General features: G+C 67.5%; 17 protein-coding genes. 12 read left to right on the forward strand and 5 right to left on the reverse strand.

Annotated features, from left to right (window positions below; all coding sequences use genetic code 11):
* Positions 1-14: 14 nt before the first annotated feature.
* Both glnT and JWS14_RS14855 read right to left on the reverse strand, forming a co-directional pair.
* Positions 15-1,376 (reverse strand): type III glutamate--ammonia ligase, encoded by a 1,362-nt coding sequence (glnT, locus tag JWS14_RS14850; protein WP_072937023.1) that lies wholly within the window; start codon positions 1,374-1,376, stop codon positions 15-17.
* 45 nt (positions 1,377-1,421) lie between these two features.
* Positions 1,422-2,615, reverse strand: a complete 1,194-nt coding sequence (locus JWS14_RS14855) for an NAD(P)/FAD-dependent oxidoreductase (protein WP_095862091.1) — start codon at positions 2,613-2,615, stop codon at positions 1,422-1,424.
* Between the two features lie 318 nt (positions 2,616-2,933).
* Between JWS14_RS14855 and JWS14_RS14860 the strand changes: the two genes are divergently transcribed.
* From JWS14_RS14860 to JWS14_RS14880, 5 genes are read left to right on the forward strand one after another with little or no spacing between them, the layout of a single operon-like run.
* A complete protein-coding gene (locus JWS14_RS14860; protein WP_072937021.1) occupies positions 2,934-3,317 on the forward strand; it encodes a cupin domain-containing protein in 384 nt (127 codons plus the stop codon).
* 18 nt (positions 3,318-3,335) lie between these two features.
* Complete coding sequence (locus JWS14_RS14865; protein WP_241031344.1) at positions 3,336-3,854, forward strand: dimethylamine monooxygenase subunit DmmA family protein; 519 nt, start codon at positions 3,336-3,338, stop codon at positions 3,852-3,854.
* A complete protein-coding gene (locus JWS14_RS14870; protein WP_206013621.1) occupies positions 3,851-4,828 on the forward strand; it encodes a PDR/VanB family oxidoreductase in 978 nt (325 codons plus the stop codon). Before JWS14_RS14865 ends, JWS14_RS14870 begins: the two co-directional genes overlap by 4 nt.
* Complete coding sequence (locus JWS14_RS14875; RefSeq protein WP_206013622.1) at positions 4,825-5,814, forward strand: heme-dependent oxidative N-demethylase family protein; 990 nt, start codon at positions 4,825-4,827, stop codon at positions 5,812-5,814. Before JWS14_RS14870 ends, JWS14_RS14875 begins: the two co-directional genes overlap by 4 nt.
* Positions 5,811-6,386: a TetR/AcrR family transcriptional regulator gene (locus tag JWS14_RS14880; protein WP_206013623.1), complete on the forward strand. Its 576-nt coding sequence runs from the start codon at positions 5,811-5,813 to the stop codon at positions 6,384-6,386. The genes JWS14_RS14875 and JWS14_RS14880 overlap by 4 nt, the downstream gene beginning before the upstream one ends.
* Positions 6,387-6,429: 43 nt before the next feature.
* On the opposite strand, the gene JWS14_RS14885 is transcribed toward JWS14_RS14880, so the two are convergent.
* The gene (locus JWS14_RS14885; protein ID WP_206013624.1) at positions 6,430-6,978 is read right to left on the reverse strand and encodes a HutD/Ves family protein; all 549 of its coding nucleotides are present in this window, start codon (positions 6,976-6,978) and stop codon (positions 6,430-6,432) included.
* A 181-nt stretch (positions 6,979-7,159) separates the two neighbouring features.
* Between JWS14_RS14885 and JWS14_RS14890 the strand changes: the two genes are divergently transcribed.
* A complete protein-coding gene (locus JWS14_RS14890; protein ID WP_206013625.1) occupies positions 7,160-8,515 on the forward strand; it encodes an ammonium transporter in 1,356 nt (451 codons plus the stop codon).
* A 67-nt stretch (positions 8,516-8,582) separates the two neighbouring features.
* Here the strand turns inward: JWS14_RS14890 and JWS14_RS14895 are convergent, their stop codons facing one another.
* Both JWS14_RS14895 and JWS14_RS14900 read right to left on the reverse strand, forming a co-directional pair.
* On the reverse strand, positions 8,583-9,170 hold the full coding sequence (locus JWS14_RS14895) for a cupin domain-containing protein (RefSeq protein WP_206013626.1): 588 nt from the start codon (positions 9,168-9,170) through the stop codon (positions 8,583-8,585).
* Positions 9,171-9,252: 82 nt separating this feature from the next.
* Positions 9,253-9,918 carry a helix-turn-helix domain-containing protein gene (locus tag JWS14_RS14900; protein WP_012689757.1) on the reverse strand — a complete coding sequence of 222 codons (666 nt, stop codon included), beginning with the start codon at positions 9,916-9,918 and terminating at the stop codon, positions 9,253-9,255.
* A 171-nt stretch (positions 9,919-10,089) separates the two neighbouring features.
* Between JWS14_RS14900 and styD the strand changes: the two genes are divergently transcribed.
* The 6 genes from styD to JWS14_RS14930 all read left to right on the forward strand — a co-directional run bounded on the left by styD (position 10,090) and on the right by JWS14_RS14930 (position 17,301).
* Positions 10,090-11,577: a phenylacetaldehyde dehydrogenase StyD gene (styD, locus tag JWS14_RS14905; RefSeq protein WP_206013627.1), complete on the forward strand. Its 1,488-nt coding sequence runs from the start codon at positions 10,090-10,092 to the stop codon at positions 11,575-11,577.
* Positions 11,578-11,617: 40 nt separating this feature from the next.
* Entirely contained in the window at positions 11,618-12,733 is a 1,116-nt protein-coding gene (locus JWS14_RS14910) for an NDMA-dependent alcohol dehydrogenase (RefSeq protein ID WP_009475608.1), read from the forward strand.
* A gap of 65 nt (positions 12,734-12,798) precedes the next feature.
* Positions 12,799-13,119 carry a DMT family transporter gene (locus JWS14_RS14915; RefSeq protein ID WP_072937012.1) on the forward strand — a complete coding sequence of 107 codons (321 nt, stop codon included), beginning with the start codon at positions 12,799-12,801 and terminating at the stop codon, positions 13,117-13,119.
* A 52-nt stretch (positions 13,120-13,171) separates the two neighbouring features.
* The gene (locus JWS14_RS14920; RefSeq protein ID WP_087559832.1) at positions 13,172-13,741 is read left to right on the forward strand and encodes a TetR/AcrR family transcriptional regulator; all 570 of its coding nucleotides are present in this window, start codon (positions 13,172-13,174) and stop codon (positions 13,739-13,741) included.
* Positions 13,742-13,910: 169 nt separating this feature from the next.
* On the forward strand, positions 13,911-15,869 hold the full coding sequence (locus JWS14_RS14925; RefSeq protein WP_206013628.1) for a primary-amine oxidase: 1,959 nt from the start codon (positions 13,911-13,913) through the stop codon (positions 15,867-15,869).
* A complete protein-coding gene (locus JWS14_RS14930; protein WP_206013629.1) occupies positions 15,862-17,301 on the forward strand; it encodes an APC family permease in 1,440 nt (479 codons plus the stop codon). The genes JWS14_RS14925 and JWS14_RS14930 overlap by 8 nt, the downstream gene beginning before the upstream one ends.

Below are 17,301 nucleotides of genomic sequence, written 5' to 3' on the forward strand. Positions count from 1 at the left end.
TTTCGGGAGGTCTGTCAGAACGCTGTCAGGTAGTGGTCGAGTTCCCAGGGGGAAACGGTGTTGTGCCAGGCGAAGAACTCCTCGCGCTTGAGTTTCGCGAAGTACTCGGCGACGCCGGGGCCCGCGACGTCGAGGGCGCCCGTCACGATCGGATCCGATTCCAGTGCGTCCATGGCGTGCAGCAGCGTCATCGGCAGCATGTCGCTGGGGCTGTCGCCGGATCCGGGGGTGCCGGGGTCGAGGTCGCGGGCGATGCCGTCCAGGCCGGCAGCGATCGCGGTGGCGGCCGCGAGGTAGGGGTTGGCGGAGCCGTCGCCGCCGCGCAGTTCCACCCGGTTCTTGTCCGGCACCCGCAGGTAGTGGGTGCGGTCGTTGCCACCGTACGTGGCGTACCGCGGCGACCAGGTGGCGCCGCTGCTCGTCGAGGTGGCGCCGGTTCGCTTGTAGGAGTTGACCGTCGGGGCGATCACGCCCTGCAGAGCGCACGCATGCTCCAGAATGCCGGCGATGAACGCGTACGCGGTCTTCGACAGTCCGAGCCCCTTGGGGTCGTCACCGTCCGGGAACACCGAACCGCCGTCGTTCCACAGCGACAGGTGCAGGTGCATGCCCGACCCGGTGCGGTCGGAGAACGGTTTGGGCATGAACGTGGCCTTCATGCCTCGCTTCTCGGCGATCACCGACAACAGGTACCGGGCGGTGATCACCCGGTCCGAGGTGGTCATCGCGTCGGCGTAGTCGAAGTTCTGCTCGAACTGCCCGTTGCCGTCCTCGTGATCGTTGGCGTAGTTGCCCCACCCGAGCGTGTTCATGGCCTGCGACACCTCGGTGAGATGGTCGTACATCCGGGTGACGTCGCGGGCGTCGTAACACGGCTGACGGCTGACGTCGTCGGTGTCCGCGGTGGTGAGGGGACCGTCGCCGGTGCGGTTGACGAGAAAGTACTCGATCTCCGCCCCGACGTTGACCGACAGGCCGAGTTCGGCCGCCTTCTTCAGGGTCTCCTTCAGGATCACCCGCGGCGCATACGGCCACGGCGTGCCCTCCACGTGGGGGTCGCAGTGCACGATCGCGAGTCCGGGCTTCACGAACGGGATCGGCGTGAACGACGAGACATCGGGCACGGCAACGAGATCGGAATCCTTGGGTTCCTGCCCCATGTGCCCGGCCGCGTAGCCGGCGAAGCCCACGCCGTCGTCCTGAAGTTGCTCGACGGCCTCGATCGGGACGAGTTTGGCGCACGGCTTCCCGGACAGGGTGACGAACAGGGCGAGAATGAAGGTGGTTCCGGTGGCCCGGGCCACCTCGGACAAGGTCTGCGGTGGGGATGTCACGATGTTCTGCGCGGTGAACGCGTCAGCAGTGTCGACAGCCATGGGGAGCTCCTGAACTGGTGGTCTACGGGTGAGGTGGTCTGTGGGTCAGCGCATCTCGCCGGCACCCTCGTAGGGGTGCAAGCTGAAGAGGAGGTCGCCCTCCTCGAAGCGCGAGTAGCGGAAGTCGGACGGCTCGACGTTCGGGAGGGTGGTCTTGCCGTCGTCGAGCAGCATGTCGGCGACGAGGCGCCCGACCGCGGGTGAGATCTTGAAACCGTGACCGGAGAACCCGGTGGCCAGGAACAGCCCGTCGACGGGCGCGGGCCCGATGATCGGATTGTAGTCGGGGGTGACGTCGTACGCCCCGACGTACGAGGACGTGATACGCGGGTCCGGCATGTCCGGCAGCCGGTTGCCGAGCTTCATGATGTTCTTCTCGATCGTGCTGTCGTCTGCGCGGTTGCTGTACTTGTCGGGGTCGATGTACTCGGGCGCGGCGTGGTCGCTGTTGCCGACGAGCAGTTCGCCGTTGGGTTCGCGGCAGATGTACTGCAGTCCGGCAAGGTCCGACAGCACCGGCACCTCCGGCGTCGGAACTCCCTGGTCGATCAGGACGAGTTGCGCGCGTTGGGCTTTCACCGGGATGTCGACGCCGACTCCGGCACCGAGTTCGGGCGCCCACGGGCCGGTCGCGAGGATCACGTGCTCGGCGTGCACCTCGTCGCCGTTACCCAGGGTCACGCCGTAGACGCGGCCGTCGGCATTCTGCAGCAGTGACGCCACCGGCGTGCTCTGGCGGATCGTGACGCCCAGCTTGCGGGCGGACGCGCCGAACGCCATGCCGGCCATGTACGCCTCGCCGCGGCCGCCGAGGGGCTCGTAGGCGAAGGCGGCGAAGTCGTCGAGGTGCAGCCCCGGCCACAGCTCGGCCATCTTGTCGTGGCCGATGTAGTCGACGTCGATGCCGAGGCCCTGCATCATCGCGACGTTCGCCTTCAGCGGGTCGATGTTGTTCTCGCCGACGCCGACGACGTACCCGCACTGACGGAACGCCATGTCGTCGCCGAAGATCTCGGTGGCCCGGGTGAAGATGTCGACGCCGTACCAGGACATCGCCGCCAGCGACGGCGTCCCGTAGTGGCACCGGACCACACCGGACGACTTGCCGGTCATGCCCGAGCACAAGGTGTCACGCTCGAGGACCAGGACGTCGGTCTCGCCGCGGTCCGCGAGCGACCACGCGATGGCGAGACCCTCGAGTCCTCCACCGACGATCACGAACTTTGCTGTCTCTGTCACGTTGCTTCCTTCATTCGGCCGGACGGTCGGGCTCTGGTGGCTTGAGTAGCGGTTCGTTTCACCTCATGAATCGCTGTTGTTCACTATGAAACAGTTCTACTATGTCCATCGCGTTACGGCAATGTTGTGGCCGAATCACCAAAATCTCCCGCCTAACTGAGGCTTCGGCAGGATAATGCGGTCCTGAACTGCACACTTTCCGGACCGCCGACGAGATTTACGCCGTGGAAATATGCGATGTGGTTTCCTGTTGCTACCCCGAGTTTCACACAGGGGATTCGCTCTTCATCACCCTCATCGCCTCTCACAGGAGACTCCATGACCACGACCGACAAGCCCACCGCCGTCCCGTTCCGCGTCACCGCCGGATTCCACGAGAACCTGCCGCAGATGCCGGTCGCGGAGTACCCGGGCACCAAGGGATACATCGACGACGTCTTCGCCAACCCGGACGGCTCCGAGATGTCGGCCGGCTACTTCGAACTTCAGCGCACCGACGCCCCGCTCGACTACTACTACGCGTACGACGAGATGAAGGTCGTCCTCGAAGGCGAATTCACCCTGGAGAACCTCGACACCGGCCAGGTCGAGGTGGCGAAGGCGAAGGATGCGATCTTCTTCCCCAAGGGGTCGCGCATCCGCTTCACCACCCCCGACCGCGCGCTGGCCTACTTCGTCGGCCACCGTTCCTTCGCGCCCTGATCTGCGATGGCCGTCTCGATGAGGTCGACGAGCGTCCCACGGTGGCGGTCCGACTACTCGGCCGTCGACGACCTGGCGGCCGGCGCTCTCGTCACCTGCTACGTGCTCGTCTCGGACGGTTCGGTCGGCGATCGAGTGCCGCGCGAGCTGTCCGAGCGGGTCGCCCCGGTACCGACTCGCATGCTGGCCGTCGAGAACGTCGACGGATCCGGGCTCGACGACCTGCTGTCCGAAGCGCGCATCGGGTGGCGATTCGTGGTGGCGGGTTCCGAGCGGACGGTGGGGGCGGTGCGCTCCCGCCTGATCTCCGCGGGCGCGTTGCCCGCGGAGATCGCCGCCGTGATCAGCGACGGGGACACCGGGGTGCGCGACGTGTACTGCGCGCACTGCCACACGACGTCGCCGAACGTTCCGGTGGCCGTGGGCGGGCAGACCCCGTGCACGGGGTGTTCCGAAGAGCTGACCGTCTACTACCACTTCTCCCGGCGCCACAGCGCGTACCTGGGTTACCGAGCCGATGCGGAGGAACTGCCATGACCATGGTGCTCGAAACGGCTGCGGGCGAGGGTGTTACCGGCGCGCTCACCCTGATGGTGCGCGAGGCCCGACTACTGTGCCCGGGTGTCCGGCACGTCGTGCTCGCGGACCCGGGCGGCCGCGCGCTGCCGACGTTCACCCCGGGTAGCCATATCGCGGTGAACTGGTCCGAGGGCAGGCACAACTCGTACTCGCTGACGGGGCCGTCGATCGAGCCGGACCACTACGCGATCTCGGTCCGGCTCGACGAGAACGGCCACGGCGGTTCACGCTGGGTCCACGACCTCCGGCCTGGGCAGCCCGTCCGGGTGAGCCGTCCGCGCAGCGCGTTCGCGCCGATCCTCAACGCGCGGCACCACATCCTGGTCGCGGGCGGGATCGGCGTCACCCCCATCCTGTCGCACATGCGGGCCGCCCTCGAGTGGGGTCGTTCGTTCGAGGTGATCTACTCCTTCCGCGACCGTCAGGGGGCGCACGCCGACGAACTGGCGGCGCTGTGCGGCGACCGGCTCGTCACGGTGTCCACCCCCGGGGAACTCGCGGACCGCCTCGTCCCGACACTGGCCGATCAACCACTCGGCACCCACGTCTACACCTGTGGACCTGCGCCGATGATCGCCGCGGTCGCGGAGTGGGCCCGCGAATGCGGCTGGCCGCCGGGCCGGGTGCACTCGGAGGCGTTCGGCGCGGGCCCGCTGCCCGAAGGAAACCCGTTCGCCGCCAAGCTCGGACGCACCGGGATGATCGTCCCCGTCCCCTCGGGCACCAGCCTTCTCGAAGCCCTGCTGGACAAGGGAATCGCCGTCCCGAACCTGTGCCGCCAGGGGGTGTGCGGCGAATGCCGGCTGTCGGTCCGCGGCGGCGAGGTCGAGCACCGCGACCTGTACCTCACCGACGAGGAGAAGGCGTCCGGAGATTCGATCATGCCGTGCGTGTCACGGGCCGTAGGAGACCGATTGGAGCTGGAACTGTGACCTCGACCGACTCGCGTACCGCGCGTTTTCCCTTCCCCTTTCCCCGCGACCAGTACCGCTACAGCACCAACGTCGAGCCCGCCGGGAACCCCACCGACACCGTCGCCGGCAGCTGGGGTGACACCCGCATCGCCATCGACGACCACTACCACCGCGAACTCGCCGAGCGCGAACGCATCCTCACCGCGGACCCGTCGCGGCACCAGTGCCTGCCGCACATGGTCCCCGCCGCGTGGGACGCCATGCTCACCCTGATGCGTACCCTCGCCGCCGAATACCCCGACACCATGACCCTCGAACGTCGCGGTAACACCTGGTTCTGGCGGAACGACCTCCTCGGGATCGAGCACAGCTTCGTGTTCGGCGACCTCACCACGCTGCCGGCGCCGCCGCTCGTGTACATCTGCGGCCAGATCCAGGAAGACGTCGTGCTGCTCGATCAGCGCGAGGGCGCATTGTGGGGCGATGCCGGACTGGTGACGTTCGCGGCGGACTGGTCCTTCGGATTCGACGTCGGGATGAGCTTCCTCGAGATCCACGGCCCCGTCCCGCGTATCCACACCGAGAAGATCATCACCCGCGCCCACAACTTCCTGATGCGGCTCGAACCCCGCCAGAGCTACCGGCGCACCAACTGGACGCTGACCGTCGACGGCAAACTCGACACGTCCACCGAGACCTATCCGGAGTGGGGGAAGGACCGTCGCACCCTCGCCGACGGACCGCTCGCCGAGGTCGGCGACCGACTGTTCCTGAGAACCGAAGTGCAGCACCTGATCCGGCTCGCCCACTCCGGCGCCGTCATGTTCCTCATCCGCACCTACCTGCTTCCGCTCCGCGACGTCGCGTCCGTCCCGGAGTGGGGTGCACGGCTGTACAAGGTCCTCGAGGACCTGCCGGTGGACATGGCCGAATACAAGGGCATCAGCCGCACCCGCGAGCCCGGAATGAGATGGCTTGCCGCCCACGGGGATGTGGAACTGTGACGCTGGCTGACGGGCGGCGGCGGGCAGTCCCCTGCAGCGATCAGGTGGCTCTCGGCCTCGTCCTCGCGACAGTCTCCGTGATCGCCCGCGACGGTCTGCGCAGGCTGACGGTCCGGGCCGTCGCCGCGGAGGCGGGCATCACGGACGCGGAAGTCCGGCAGAGTTTCGCGTCGACGGATGCCCTCGTCGACGCCGCACTCCGGTACGCGCTGGACAAGAGCGCGAGCGTCTTCGCCGACATCGCCGACGGGTCGTCACTCGACCATTTCGTCGAGCACCTCACGGACCTCGTCGCCCGCGACCCCGACCTACAGGTCTTCCAGTACGAGCTGATGCTCGAATCCCGGCGAACGCCGCGCCTCGACCCACACGTGAAACTGCTGTACGCCACGTACATCGAGGCGACGTCCCAGGCACTGACCCGCCTGGGCATCACCGCCGACGAAGATCTGACCCTGCTGGTGTATTCGGCGATCGAGGGTTTCATCATGCACCAGCTGGTCGCGAAGGACCGCCCCGCCACCGAGCGCGCCATCGAGCGCCTGCGCCGGATTCTCTCGACCGCGAGGTGACCCCCAGGTGAGCGGCAAAGTGTGCCCCGGCACACTTTGCCGCTCACCTGTCGAGGATCTGGGCGAGAACGACCGACGCCGGTCCGGACAGGTGGACGGACCCCTGTTCGACGAGCAGGCAGTCGCCGGGTTCGAGAGGCCCGAGGTCCGTCGTGAGGCCTCCGCTCAGGACCAGCACAAGGACGGCCACCCGCCCGCCCGCGGCTGTCTCGAGCGCCGTTCCGATCTCGACGACCTCCACCGAGGCGGCAGTCGTGGACCGGTGGACCATCACGTTGAACGCCTCGGTCGCCCCGGCCGCCACGCAGACGGGGCCGTCCTCACCGGCGAAGGGGGTCGGGCCGAGACGGGCAATCATGGTCGGGCCACCGCCGAAGTCGAGGGACACCGGATGGTCGCCGATCACCGTGAAGATGCGGTCCACCTCGGGGAACGGCGAGAACGTCGAACTCCCGTCGAGCGTCGCGACGCTGAACCGCCACCGGGACGCGGCACCGGCGGCGATCTCCGCGGTCGTCCCCGCACCGTTGGCCCACCGCGTGACGCGACGATCCGCGCGACGGATGAGGCGTGCCTCGCGAGCTGTTGTCACCAGTCCTCCTCACTCATCAAGTTCACTAACAAGATACTTTGTTTATTAGATCCATACTTAACGCATTCGTCACGCAACGCACTATTTTCGCAATCTCCACTTTGGTTCACTGACGATAGACATTGATTCCCATCGGCGGACACTGCGAGTGTCCCGCCATCCTCGATCAAGGTGGACGACTATGAACGAAGCAGTCGCTGCGGCCGACACCGCCTGGATTCTGGCGGCCTTCACGGCGGTGAGCCTGATGGTGCCGGGCCTGGCCATGTTCTACGGCGGGATGGTCAGCGTGCGCAACACGCTCAACATGGCCATGATGACGTTCGGCGCATTCGCCGTCGTCGGCGTGCTGTGGATCGTGTTCGGCTACTCGGCCGTGCTCGGCAATTCCCTCGGCGGCCTCGGCCTCCTGGGCGACCCGCTCGAGTTCTTCGGCTCCAGTGCGCTGCTGGACGCCCCCGCCGAACCCGGACTGCCGCCCGCGCTGGTCTCCGGATTCCAGCTGTTGTTCGCCGGCATCACCGTGGCCCTCATCTCGGGCGCACTGGCCGACCGGATGAAGTTCGGCGCGTGGATGCTGTTCGCCGGACTGTGGGCCACGTTCGTCTACTTCCCCGTCGCCCACTGGGTCTTCGCGTTCGACTCGGAGGACGGATCGGTGATCGGTGGATGGATCGCCAACACCCTCGGCGCCATCGACTTCGCCGGAGGCACGGCGGTGCACATCAATGCCGGCGTTGCCGCCCTCGCCGTCGTCCTGGTTCTCGGGGCCCGCAAGACGTTCCCCGTCTCGCCGCGCCCGCACAGCCTTCCTCTGACGATGCTCGGCGCCGGCATCCTGCTGTTCGGCTGGTTCGGGTTCAACGGCGGCTCGGCACTGTCCGCCGGCAACAGCGCGTCCGTCGTCATCCTCAACACCGTCGCCGCGGCATGCGCAGGCATTTGCGCGTGGCTGGCCGTCGAGAAGCTGCGAGAAGGCCGGGCCACGTCGCTCGGCGCGGCATCCGGACTGATCGCTGCCCTGGTCGCCATCACGCCCGCCTGCGGCGCCGTCTCGCCCCTCGGCGCACTGGTCGTCGGAGGCGCGGCCGGCGCGGTCTGCTGCTTCGCGGTCTCCTGGAAGTACCGGCTCGGCTACGACGACGCGCTCGACGTCGTCGGCGTGCACCTGGTCGGCGGCATCCTCGGCACCGTCCTGATCGGGTTCCTCGCGGATCCGACCGCACCCAACGGCGCAGCGGGACTCCTCTACGGCGGCGGCTTCGACGTGCTGTGGCGCCAATGCGTCGCCGTGGCAGCCGTTCTCGCCTACTGCTTCGTCGTCACCCTGGTGATCGCCGCGGCACTGAAGAAGTTCATGGGCATCCGGGCCGACCAGGACAGCGAATACGACGGCCTCGACGTATCCGTCCACGGCGAGACGGCCTACGTGCTCGACGCCGTCGGCCTCACCGGCGCATCCAAGCACGGCGCAGACGCGGTGCTCGGCGCGGAAGCCATCACCGCGGAAGCGGTGGGAGACCCCGCGAAGGCCTGATCCAGCGCCACACAGACCAGGCCCTGTCCGCAGCATTCCGCGGGCAGGGCCCTGCCTTCGTCGCCGACTACGTCAGGCTCTGAGCCAGACTCCGAAGCCTGTCGCTGTAGTTGTTCGGCTGGGCGGACAGGAACTGAGTGAGCACGATTCGATCGAATTCCTCCATCGCGGCCGAATCGCCCGTGATCGCTGCATGATTCGCGACTTCGTGTTCGAGCAGTTCGACCGCCTCACGCCACCCGCGCACAGCGGGGCTTGCGAGTTCCATCTGCGGCTCGAATCGTAGGGGTTGATCGAGTGGACTCCCGAGAATTTCCTGCAGGTGCTCTTCGAGGGTGCCGCGCGCCAGTCGGATGATCAGCTGAGACTGCCCCTCGTGCCACTCCATGCTTGCGGGGCGTCCCGGCGACAGAATCGACGCGACCGACATGGTCGAGTCGAACTCTTCTGCGCCACAGGTCATTCTGGCCGTGCCCGACAGCGGGATCTGAACGACGTAGAAGTCGCCGTGATCGTCCGCGTTCATCCGCGCATCGGTGCCGTAATCGAAATAATAGAGCCCGATCGCGCCCACGGTGGCCAGGTAGACCGGCTCGGCAGGATCGAAGGGCAGCGCCGCTTTTCCGCCGGACGCTATCTGAACTGTCGCCAACATTGCTACCACGACCTTTCGAACCACCCGCCACTCTACGCCCGGCACCCGGCGTGGAGGAAGGACGAAAACGCGGTCGGAGGAGTTACTCCTCGTGATGGTCCGGGTACGCGGTGACGGCGAGGAACCGGATGGGCAACCGCACGAGGTCGTTGGGACCGTGCAGGCCCTCGCCGTCGAGGAGCAGCGAGTCCCCGGGCCGCAGCGTGTACTCGGCCTCGCCGTGCCCGTAGACCATGACGCCCTCGAGCATGTAGAGCAGTTCGGTGCCCGCGTGCTGGAACAGCGGGAACGTCTCGCTGGCATCGGTGAGCGTGACCAGCACCGGTTCGAGTCGCTTGTGCTGCCCGCGCAGGGCGCCGAGGAGTTCGTAGTGGTGCCCCACCCGGGTGCCGCGTCCGACGATGACCGCGCCGTGGCCCGCCTCGACGTATACAGCGTCGCGGGCGGTGTCGGCACCCCGGAACAGGGAGGTCACCGGCACGTCGAGCCCGGCGGCGAGACGCGCCAGTGTCGACAGACTGCACGAGGTCTGCGAGTTCTCGATCTTCGACAGCATCGCCTTGGAGATCCCGACCTTGGCCGCCATGTCCCCGACGGACAGCCCGCTGGCCTTGCGGAGCGCCCGGACCTGCCTGGCGATCACCTTCTCGAGATCGGGCCCGGTCGGCGTGTCGGACGGCACCTCCCGCTCGACGGGCGCGGGGTCTCCCGTGTCGCGGTGAACCTCGGTCTCGGGTCGAGTCGTCACGTCCGCATCGTAACAGCGCTGTTTACTGTCAGGAAACTGCGACTCAGCGGCCCCGGACGCCGAATCGGTGCGCATACGAGCAACAAGCATGCGCGTGCGTGCAAGACGACGCCACCCCCTCGCCCGCATGCTTGTGACAGCCATCACAACACCACCGGGAGAGTTGACGCCATGACCGCAGTACACGAGAACGTCAGTGCCACAGGGCTTCCTGATGGAACCGCCACGCAGCTGTTCATCGGCGGGCAGTGGCGTCCGGCCTCGGACGGCGGAACGTTCACGGACCTGAACCCGGCCACCGGACGCCCCCTCGTCGACGTGTCCGCCGGAACCGGGCAGGACATCGACGACGCCGTCCGGGCCGCCCGCACCCAGCTGAACGGTGAATGGGGATCACTGCCCGGCGCCGCCCGCGGACGGATCATGAACAAGGTCGCCGATCTCATCGAGCGCGACGGCGAGATCCTCGCCCGGCTCGAGGCCCTCGACGTCGGCAAGCCCGTCGGCCAGCCCACCATGCTCGACATCCCGATGGCCGCGGGCACGTTCCGGCACTTCGCCGGCTGGGCCGACAAGATCACCGGCCAGTCCATCCCGACCGCCGGCTACTTCGGTCAGCCCACCCACTCGTACACCGTCCGTGAACCGGTCGGCGTGATCGGCGCGATCGTCCCGTGGAACACCCCGCTGATGATCTCGGCGTGGAAGATCGCCCCGGCGCTGGCCGCCGGGAACACCCTGGTGGTGAAGCCGCCGGAGGACGCACCGCTGTCGATCCTGCACCTCGCGACGCTCCTCGAGGAGGCCGGACTGCCCGCGGGCACCGTCAACGTCGTGCCCGGCCTCGGCGAGATCGCCGGCGACGCACTCGCCGCCCACCCCGGCGTCGACAAGATCAGCTTCACAGGCAGCCCCCGCGTCGGCCGGATCATCGCCAAGCGCGCCGCCGACACGTTCAAGCGCACCACCCTCGAACTGGGCGGCAAGTCCCCGCAGATCATCCTCCCGGACGCCGACCTCGAGGCCGCCATCAACGGCACCGCCATGGGACTGTTCTTCAACCAGGGCGAGGTCTGCGCCGCGGGCACCCGCATCCTGGTACACCGGTCGCTGTACTCGCAGGTCGTCGACGGTCTCGCCGCCGCCGCGTCCGCCCAGGTTCTCGGCGACCCGTTCGACCCGGCCACCACGATGGGCGCCCTGGTCAACGCAAAGCAGCGCGACACCGTCCTCGACTACATCGCGGCCGGACGCAGCGAGGGCGCCCGGGTCGCCGCCGGCGGTGGCCGCCCGGACGGGGACGGGTTCTTCGTCCAGCCGACCATCTTCGCCGACGCGAACAACGACATGAAGATCGCGCGCGAGGAGATCTTCGGACCCGTCGGCACCGTCATCGCGTTCGACACCACCGACGAGGCGATCGCGATCGCCAACGCCACCGACTACGGGCTCGCAGCCTCGATCTGGACGCGCGACGTCTCCCACGCCCACACCCTCGCCGGCAAGGTCCGGGCCGGAGCGGTGGCGGTGAACGGCTGGGCACCCATCGATCCCGCCCTGCCCTGGGGTGGCATGAAGACCAGTGGCACCGGACGCGAACTCGGCTGGGCCGGAATCGAAGCCAACACCGAGGAGAAGGTCGTCACCATCATTCTCTGATCCCGTACACCATCGACGTCGTCGGACAGGAGCAGGAACCATGAAGACCCAGGCCGCTGTGTTGTGGGAGCCCGGTCAGCCGTGGCAGATCGAAGAACTGGAACTCGACCCGCCGAAGCACGGGGAGGTGCTGCTGCAGTTGGCGGCGTCGGGGATGTGCCATTCGGACGAACACGTCCGGGACGGCAGCCTGCCGCTCGAGTACTACCCGTTCATCGGTGGGCACGAGGGCGCCGGTGTCGTGCTCGAGGTCGGGCCGGGGGTCACCAGCGTCGAGAAGGGCGATCACGTCGCACTCGGATTCATCCCCGCGTGCGGGCGGTGCCGGCAGTGCGCGACCGGACAGTCCAGCATCTGCGACCTGGGTGCTCACCTGCTCGAAGGATGGCAGATCTCGGACGGCACGGCGCGGCACCACGTTCGCGGCAAGGACGCTGCCATCCAGTGCCTGATCGGGACGTTCTCGCCGTACACGGTGGTCAACGAGGCCTCGTGCGTCAAGATCACGAAGGACATTCCCCTCGACAAGGCGGCGCTGGTCGGCTGCGGCGTCACGACCGGCTGGGGGTCGTCGGTGTACGCCGCCGGCGTCCAGGCCGGTGAGACCGTCGTGGTGATCGGCATGGGCGGCGTCGGGTGCGGGGCGGTTCAGGGCGCGGCGCTCGCCGGTGCCCGGCACGTCGTGGTCGTCGACCCCTCGGAGTTCAAGCGGGAGCAGGCCAAGATCTTCGGCGCGACCCACACCGCGGCGAGCATCGACGAGGCACTCCCCCTCCTCCAGGACCTGACGTGGGGCCAGTTGGCCGACAAGGTGCTCATCACCGTCGCGAATGCGAGTGGCCGCATCATCGCTCCGGCGATGAGCCTGGTGGCGAAGGGCGGCACGTGCGTCCATGTGTCGGTCGGCGACGTCACGCAGAACGACGTCGATCTGAACCTGTTCGATCTGACGGCGATGCGCAAGACACTCAAGGGGGCGTGGTTCGGCAACGCGAACATCCGGTTCGACATCCCTCATCTGCTCCGCCTGTACATGGAGGGTCAGCTGAAGCTCGACGAGATGATCACGAGGACATACACACTCGACCAGATCAACGACGGCTACGAGGCCATGCGAAAGGCCGAGAACGTCCGCGGCGTCATCATGTACTCGTAGACGGCACCGTCGGGAGCGGTGGGGCGCTGCACGCCTCACCGCTCCCGGCATGGTTCCCTGTCCCCATGCCGTACGTGTTCCTGCTCGCCGCGATCGCCGCCGAGGTGTTCGGCACGAGCCTGCTGAAGTCCACCGAGGGTTTCACCCGGCTGTGGCCGACGGTCGGGTGCCTCGCCGGGTACGTCGTCGCGTTCCTGTTCCTGTCGCAGGCGGTCAAGACGGTGCCGGTCGGGATCGCCTACGCCATGTGGTCGGGGCTCGGGACGGCGGCGATCGTCGCGATCGGGGCCGCATTCCTCGGTGAACCGCTGACCGCGACGAAGATCTTCGGACTGGGTCTCGTCGTCTCCGGAGTGGTCGTGCTCAATCTCGGCGGAGCTCATTGATACCGTGGTCGCATGATCGCTGGTGGAGCAGGTACACGTCGTGCCTAAGCTCGTGGATCACGACGAACGTCGGCGAAGCATCACCGCAGCCGCCTGGCGGCTGATCGCCGCCCGCGGTATCGAGGCCGCGAACATGCGCGACATCGCCACCGAGGCCGGGTACACCAACGGCGCCCTGAGCCACTACTTCGCCGGCAAGGACGAGATCCTCCGGACATCGTACGAGCACATCTCCGAGGCCACCGATCGCCGGATCACCGAGGCGCTCGGCGACGCGACCGGCCTCGACGCCCTGCGCATCCTGTGCCGCGAGGTGATGCCGATCAACGAGGAGAAACTCCTCGAGGCCCGGATCGCCGCCTCCCTGTGGCCGCGGGCCATGTACGACGAGCAGATGGCCGCGACCAACCGGCGGACGATGGACCGCTGGCGCGAGCAGATGGCGATCTTCCTCGAGCAGGCCCGCGAGGAGGGCACCGTCGGCGACATCGACGTCACCATCGTGGTCGAGCAACTGCTCAACATGATGATGGGCATGCAGATTCTGGGTGTCCTCACGCCGGGCGAGACGTCGTCGGAGCGTCAGCTGGAGATGCTCGAGCGGTTCGTCACCACTCTCTGAATTTTCGTACGCTCGTCCAATTCCGTTGCTGTGGAATCCGTTAGCGCACCTTTGACCGGACGCCCAGTATGTCCGGGTCGGAAACTCACTGTTTACACGAGGGCACCTCGGCTGTAACGTACGTCACTAAGCTTTTTATTCAACACCCGTAGAACCAAAGGATCGCGACATGCCCACCCTTTCCCCTGCGCGTATCGACCACCCGCTGTCGCTGCCGACCGTCGAAGAGATCGCATCCCTCCGCGAGATCCTCGAGGCCGCCGACGCGCTGACCGAGCAGACGAGATTCGTCTACGTCGGCCTCGAGGAACCGGACAAGTCGACCCTGTACCCGGCCGAGACCAACGAGACCGATCGCCGATTCCGCGTTCTGCTGCACGACATCTCGTCCCCGAACGCCGTGGATGTCGTGGTGTCCGTGACCCGGCGGTCGGTGATCAGCTCGGTCACCCTCGACGCCACCCGGGACGGTCAGATGCCGGTCCTGGACGAGGAATTCGAACTCGTCGAGCAGGTATTGTCCGCCGACGAACGCTGGCTCGCCGCACTTGCCACGCGCGGACTCGACGTCGCCGACGTCCGGGTCGCTCCCCTCTCGGCCGGCGTCTTCGACTACCCCGGCGAGACCGGCAAGCGGATCCTCCGCGGGCTCGCGTTCCGCCAGGACCACCCGAAGGACCACGCCTGGGCTCACCCGATCGACGGGCTCGTCGGCTTCGTCGACGTCATGAACCGGACCGTCACCGACGTCCTCGACCTCGGCGCCGTCCCGATCCCCGAGGAGTCGGGCAACTTCGACGACCTCGCCGTCACCGGCCCGCTGCGCACCACCCAGAAGCCGATCGAGATCACCCAGCCCGAGGGCCCCAGCTTCGTCGTCGACGGCAACCGCGTCGACTGGGAGAAGTGGTCGTTCCGCGTCGGCTTCGACGCCCGCGAGGGACTTGTCCTCCATCAGCTCGGATTCGCCGACGGCGACCGGGTTCGCCCGATCATCCACCGCGCGTCCATCGCCGAGATGGTCGTGCCCTACGGCGACCCCTCGCCGGTCCGGTCGTGGCAGAACTACTTCGACACTGGCGAGTACATGGTCGGTCGCTACGCGAACGCCCTCGAACTCGGCTGCGACTGCGTCGGCGACATCACCTACTTCGACGCCGTCATCGCCGACGAGTTCGGCAGCCCCAAGACGCTGAAGAACGCGGTGTGCATGCACGAGGAAGACTTCGGCGTGCTGTGGAAGCACACCGACCTGTGGGCCGGCTCGGCCGAGACGCGCCGCCAGCGCCGCCTGGTCGTCTCCTTCTTCACCACGATCGGCAACTACGACTACGGCTTCTTCTGGTACCTCTACCTCGACGGCACCATCGAATTCGAGGTCAAGGCCACCGGCGTCGTCTTCACGTCGGGTCACCCGGGCGGCGACTACCCGTACGCCTCGGAGATCGCCCCCGGCCTCGGCGCCCCGTACCACCAGCACCTGTTCAGCGCCCGCCTCGACATGATGATCGACGGCGACCGCAACTCCGTCGAGGAAGTGCAGACCAAGCGGGTGAAGATGGGCCCCGGGAACCTGCACGGCAATGCGTTCACCCTCGAGCGCACACCGCTGACGAAGGAATCCGAGGCTCAGCGCCTCGCGGACAACAGCGTCGGACGCGTGTGGCACATCAGCAACCCGAACAAGCTGAACCGTCTGGGCAAGCCGGTGGCGTACGCACTGCACCCGGAGGGACAGCCGATCCTGCTGGCCGACGACGACTCCTCGATCGCTGCGCGGGCGACGTTCGCCACCAAGCACCTGTGGGTCACGCAGTTCGACGAGAAGGAACGGTACGCGGCAGGCGATTTCGTGAACCAGCACGCCGGCGGCGCCGGACTGCCCAGCTTCGTGGCCGGCGACCGCAATCTGGAGAACGAGGACCTCGTCGTGTGGCACACGTTCGGTCTCACTCACTTCCCGCGCCCGGAAGACTGGCCGATCATGCCCGTCGACTACACCGGATTCACGTTGAAGCCCAACGGCTTCTTCGACCGCAACCCCTCTCTCGATGTGCCCCGCACGACGTCGAAGCACTGCTCGACCGGAGGCAGCAGCTGCCACTCGGACGGAGGCACTCATGTCTGACACCACCACGGGTTCCGGACCCGGCAAGCTGCGCGGATCCATCGGCGTCGTCGGGATCGTCTTCCTCGTCATCGCCGCCGCCGCTCCCCTCACGGCGATCGGCGGCGCCCTGCCCGTCATGATCGCGATCGGCAACGGCGCGGGCGCCCCGACCGCCTACCTCATCGCCGCGCTGGTTCTGCTCGTCTTCAGCGTCGGATACGCGGCGATGAGCAGCCACATGGTCGACACCGGCGCGTTCTACGCCTACGTCGCCAAGGGTCTCGGCGAATCCTGCGGACTCGGGGCCGCCGGTCTCGCGTTGCTGACCTACACCGCCATCCAGGCCGCCGTGTACGGCCTGGCCGCCGCGACCATTCAGGGGCTGGTGGTCCAGTACGGCGGACCCGACCTGCCGTGGTGGATGTGGGCGCTGGTCCTCATCGCTCTCGTGGCCGTGCTGGGGTACCGCAGCATCGATCTGGGCGCCAAGGTGCTCGGGGTTCTCCTCGTCCTCGAAATCGGCATCATCCTCGCGCTGTCGTTCGGCGTCCTGGTGAAGGGCGGAGCCGCGGGCATCGACTTCGCGTCGTTCACCCCGACGTCGTTCTTCAGCGGATCCCCCGGTGTCGCATTGATGTTCGCGATCGCGTCGTTCATCGGCTTCGAGGCGACCGCGATCTACGGCGAGGAAGCCCGCAACCCCCGGCGCACGATCCCGATCGCGACGTACGCCGCCGTCATCGTCATCGGACTGGTGTACGCCCTGGCCAGCTGGGCCGTGGTGCTCGCGTTCGGCAGCGACAACGTGTCCGACGCGGCCGCCGCCGACCCTGCCGGGCTGACGTTCGCCGCCGCCGCGCAGTTCCTGGGCGGACCCGCCGCCGACGTCATGGCGATCATGCTGGTCACGAGTCTGTTCGCCGCGCTGCTGGCGTTCCACAACGCCATCTCCCGGTACGTGTTCGCCCTGGCCCGCAAGGGTGCGGCCCCGCGGGCACTGGCCCGCACCCACCCCAAGCACGGTTCCCCGCACGTCGGCTCGATCGCCCAGACGATCTCCGCGACGGTGGTCGTCGGGGTGTTCGCACTCGCCGGCGCGGACCCGGTGCTGCAACTGTTCACCTGGATGGCGGGTCTGGCCACCGTGAGCATCCTGGTGCTGATGGTGCTCACCAGCGTCGCGATCATCGCGTTCTTCGCCCGCACCCGGCTGGACACCCGGCTCTGGCACACCCGCATCGCCCCCGTGCTCGGATGCGTGGGTCTGGTGGCCGTCACCTGGTTGGTGCTCGACAACTTCACCACCCTGATCGGCGGGTCGGAACTGCTCGCGGACATCCTGCTCGCCGTGATCGCACTGTTCTTCGTCGCCGGACTGGTCGTCGCCCGGGTCACCCGGCAGAGCCGGGCCGATGTCGGACAGAGCCGCGAACTCACCCCCACGATCTGA

It is taken from the genome of Rhodococcus koreensis, from assembly GCF_017068375.1.
Lineage (GTDB): Bacteria > Actinomycetota > Actinomycetes > Mycobacteriales > Mycobacteriaceae > Rhodococcus_F > Rhodococcus_F koreensis.

Coding starts and splice junctions, on each gene's coding strand:
- glnT (WP_072937023.1), bottom strand. CDS start 1,376: ATGGCTGTCGACACTGCTGACGCGTTCACCGCGCAGAACATCGTGACA.
- JWS14_RS14865 (WP_241031344.1), top strand. CDS start 3,336: ATGAGGTCGACGAGCGTCCCACGGTGGCGGTCCGACTACTCGGCCGTC.
- JWS14_RS14915 (WP_072937012.1), top strand. CDS start 12,799: ATGCCGTACGTGTTCCTGCTCGCCGCGATCGCCGCCGAGGTGTTCGGC.
- JWS14_RS14860 (WP_072937021.1), top strand. CDS start 2,934: ATGACCACGACCGACAAGCCCACCGCCGTCCCGTTCCGCGTCACCGCC.
- styD (WP_206013627.1), top strand. CDS start 10,090: ATGACCGCAGTACACGAGAACGTCAGTGCCACAGGGCTTCCTGATGGA.
- JWS14_RS14910 (WP_009475608.1), top strand. CDS start 11,618: ATGAAGACCCAGGCCGCTGTGTTGTGGGAGCCCGGTCAGCCGTGGCAG.
- JWS14_RS14925 (WP_206013628.1), top strand. CDS start 13,911: ATGCCCACCCTTTCCCCTGCGCGTATCGACCACCCGCTGTCGCTGCCG.
- JWS14_RS14890 (WP_206013625.1), top strand. CDS start 7,160: ATGAACGAAGCAGTCGCTGCGGCCGACACCGCCTGGATTCTGGCGGCC.
- JWS14_RS14930 (WP_206013629.1), top strand. CDS start 15,862: ATGTCTGACACCACCACGGGTTCCGGACCCGGCAAGCTGCGCGGATCC.
- JWS14_RS14870 (WP_206013621.1), top strand. CDS start 3,851: ATGACCATGGTGCTCGAAACGGCTGCGGGCGAGGGTGTTACCGGCGCG.
- JWS14_RS14895 (WP_206013626.1), bottom strand. CDS start 9,170: ATGTTGGCGACAGTTCAGATAGCGTCCGGCGGAAAAGCGGCGCTGCCC.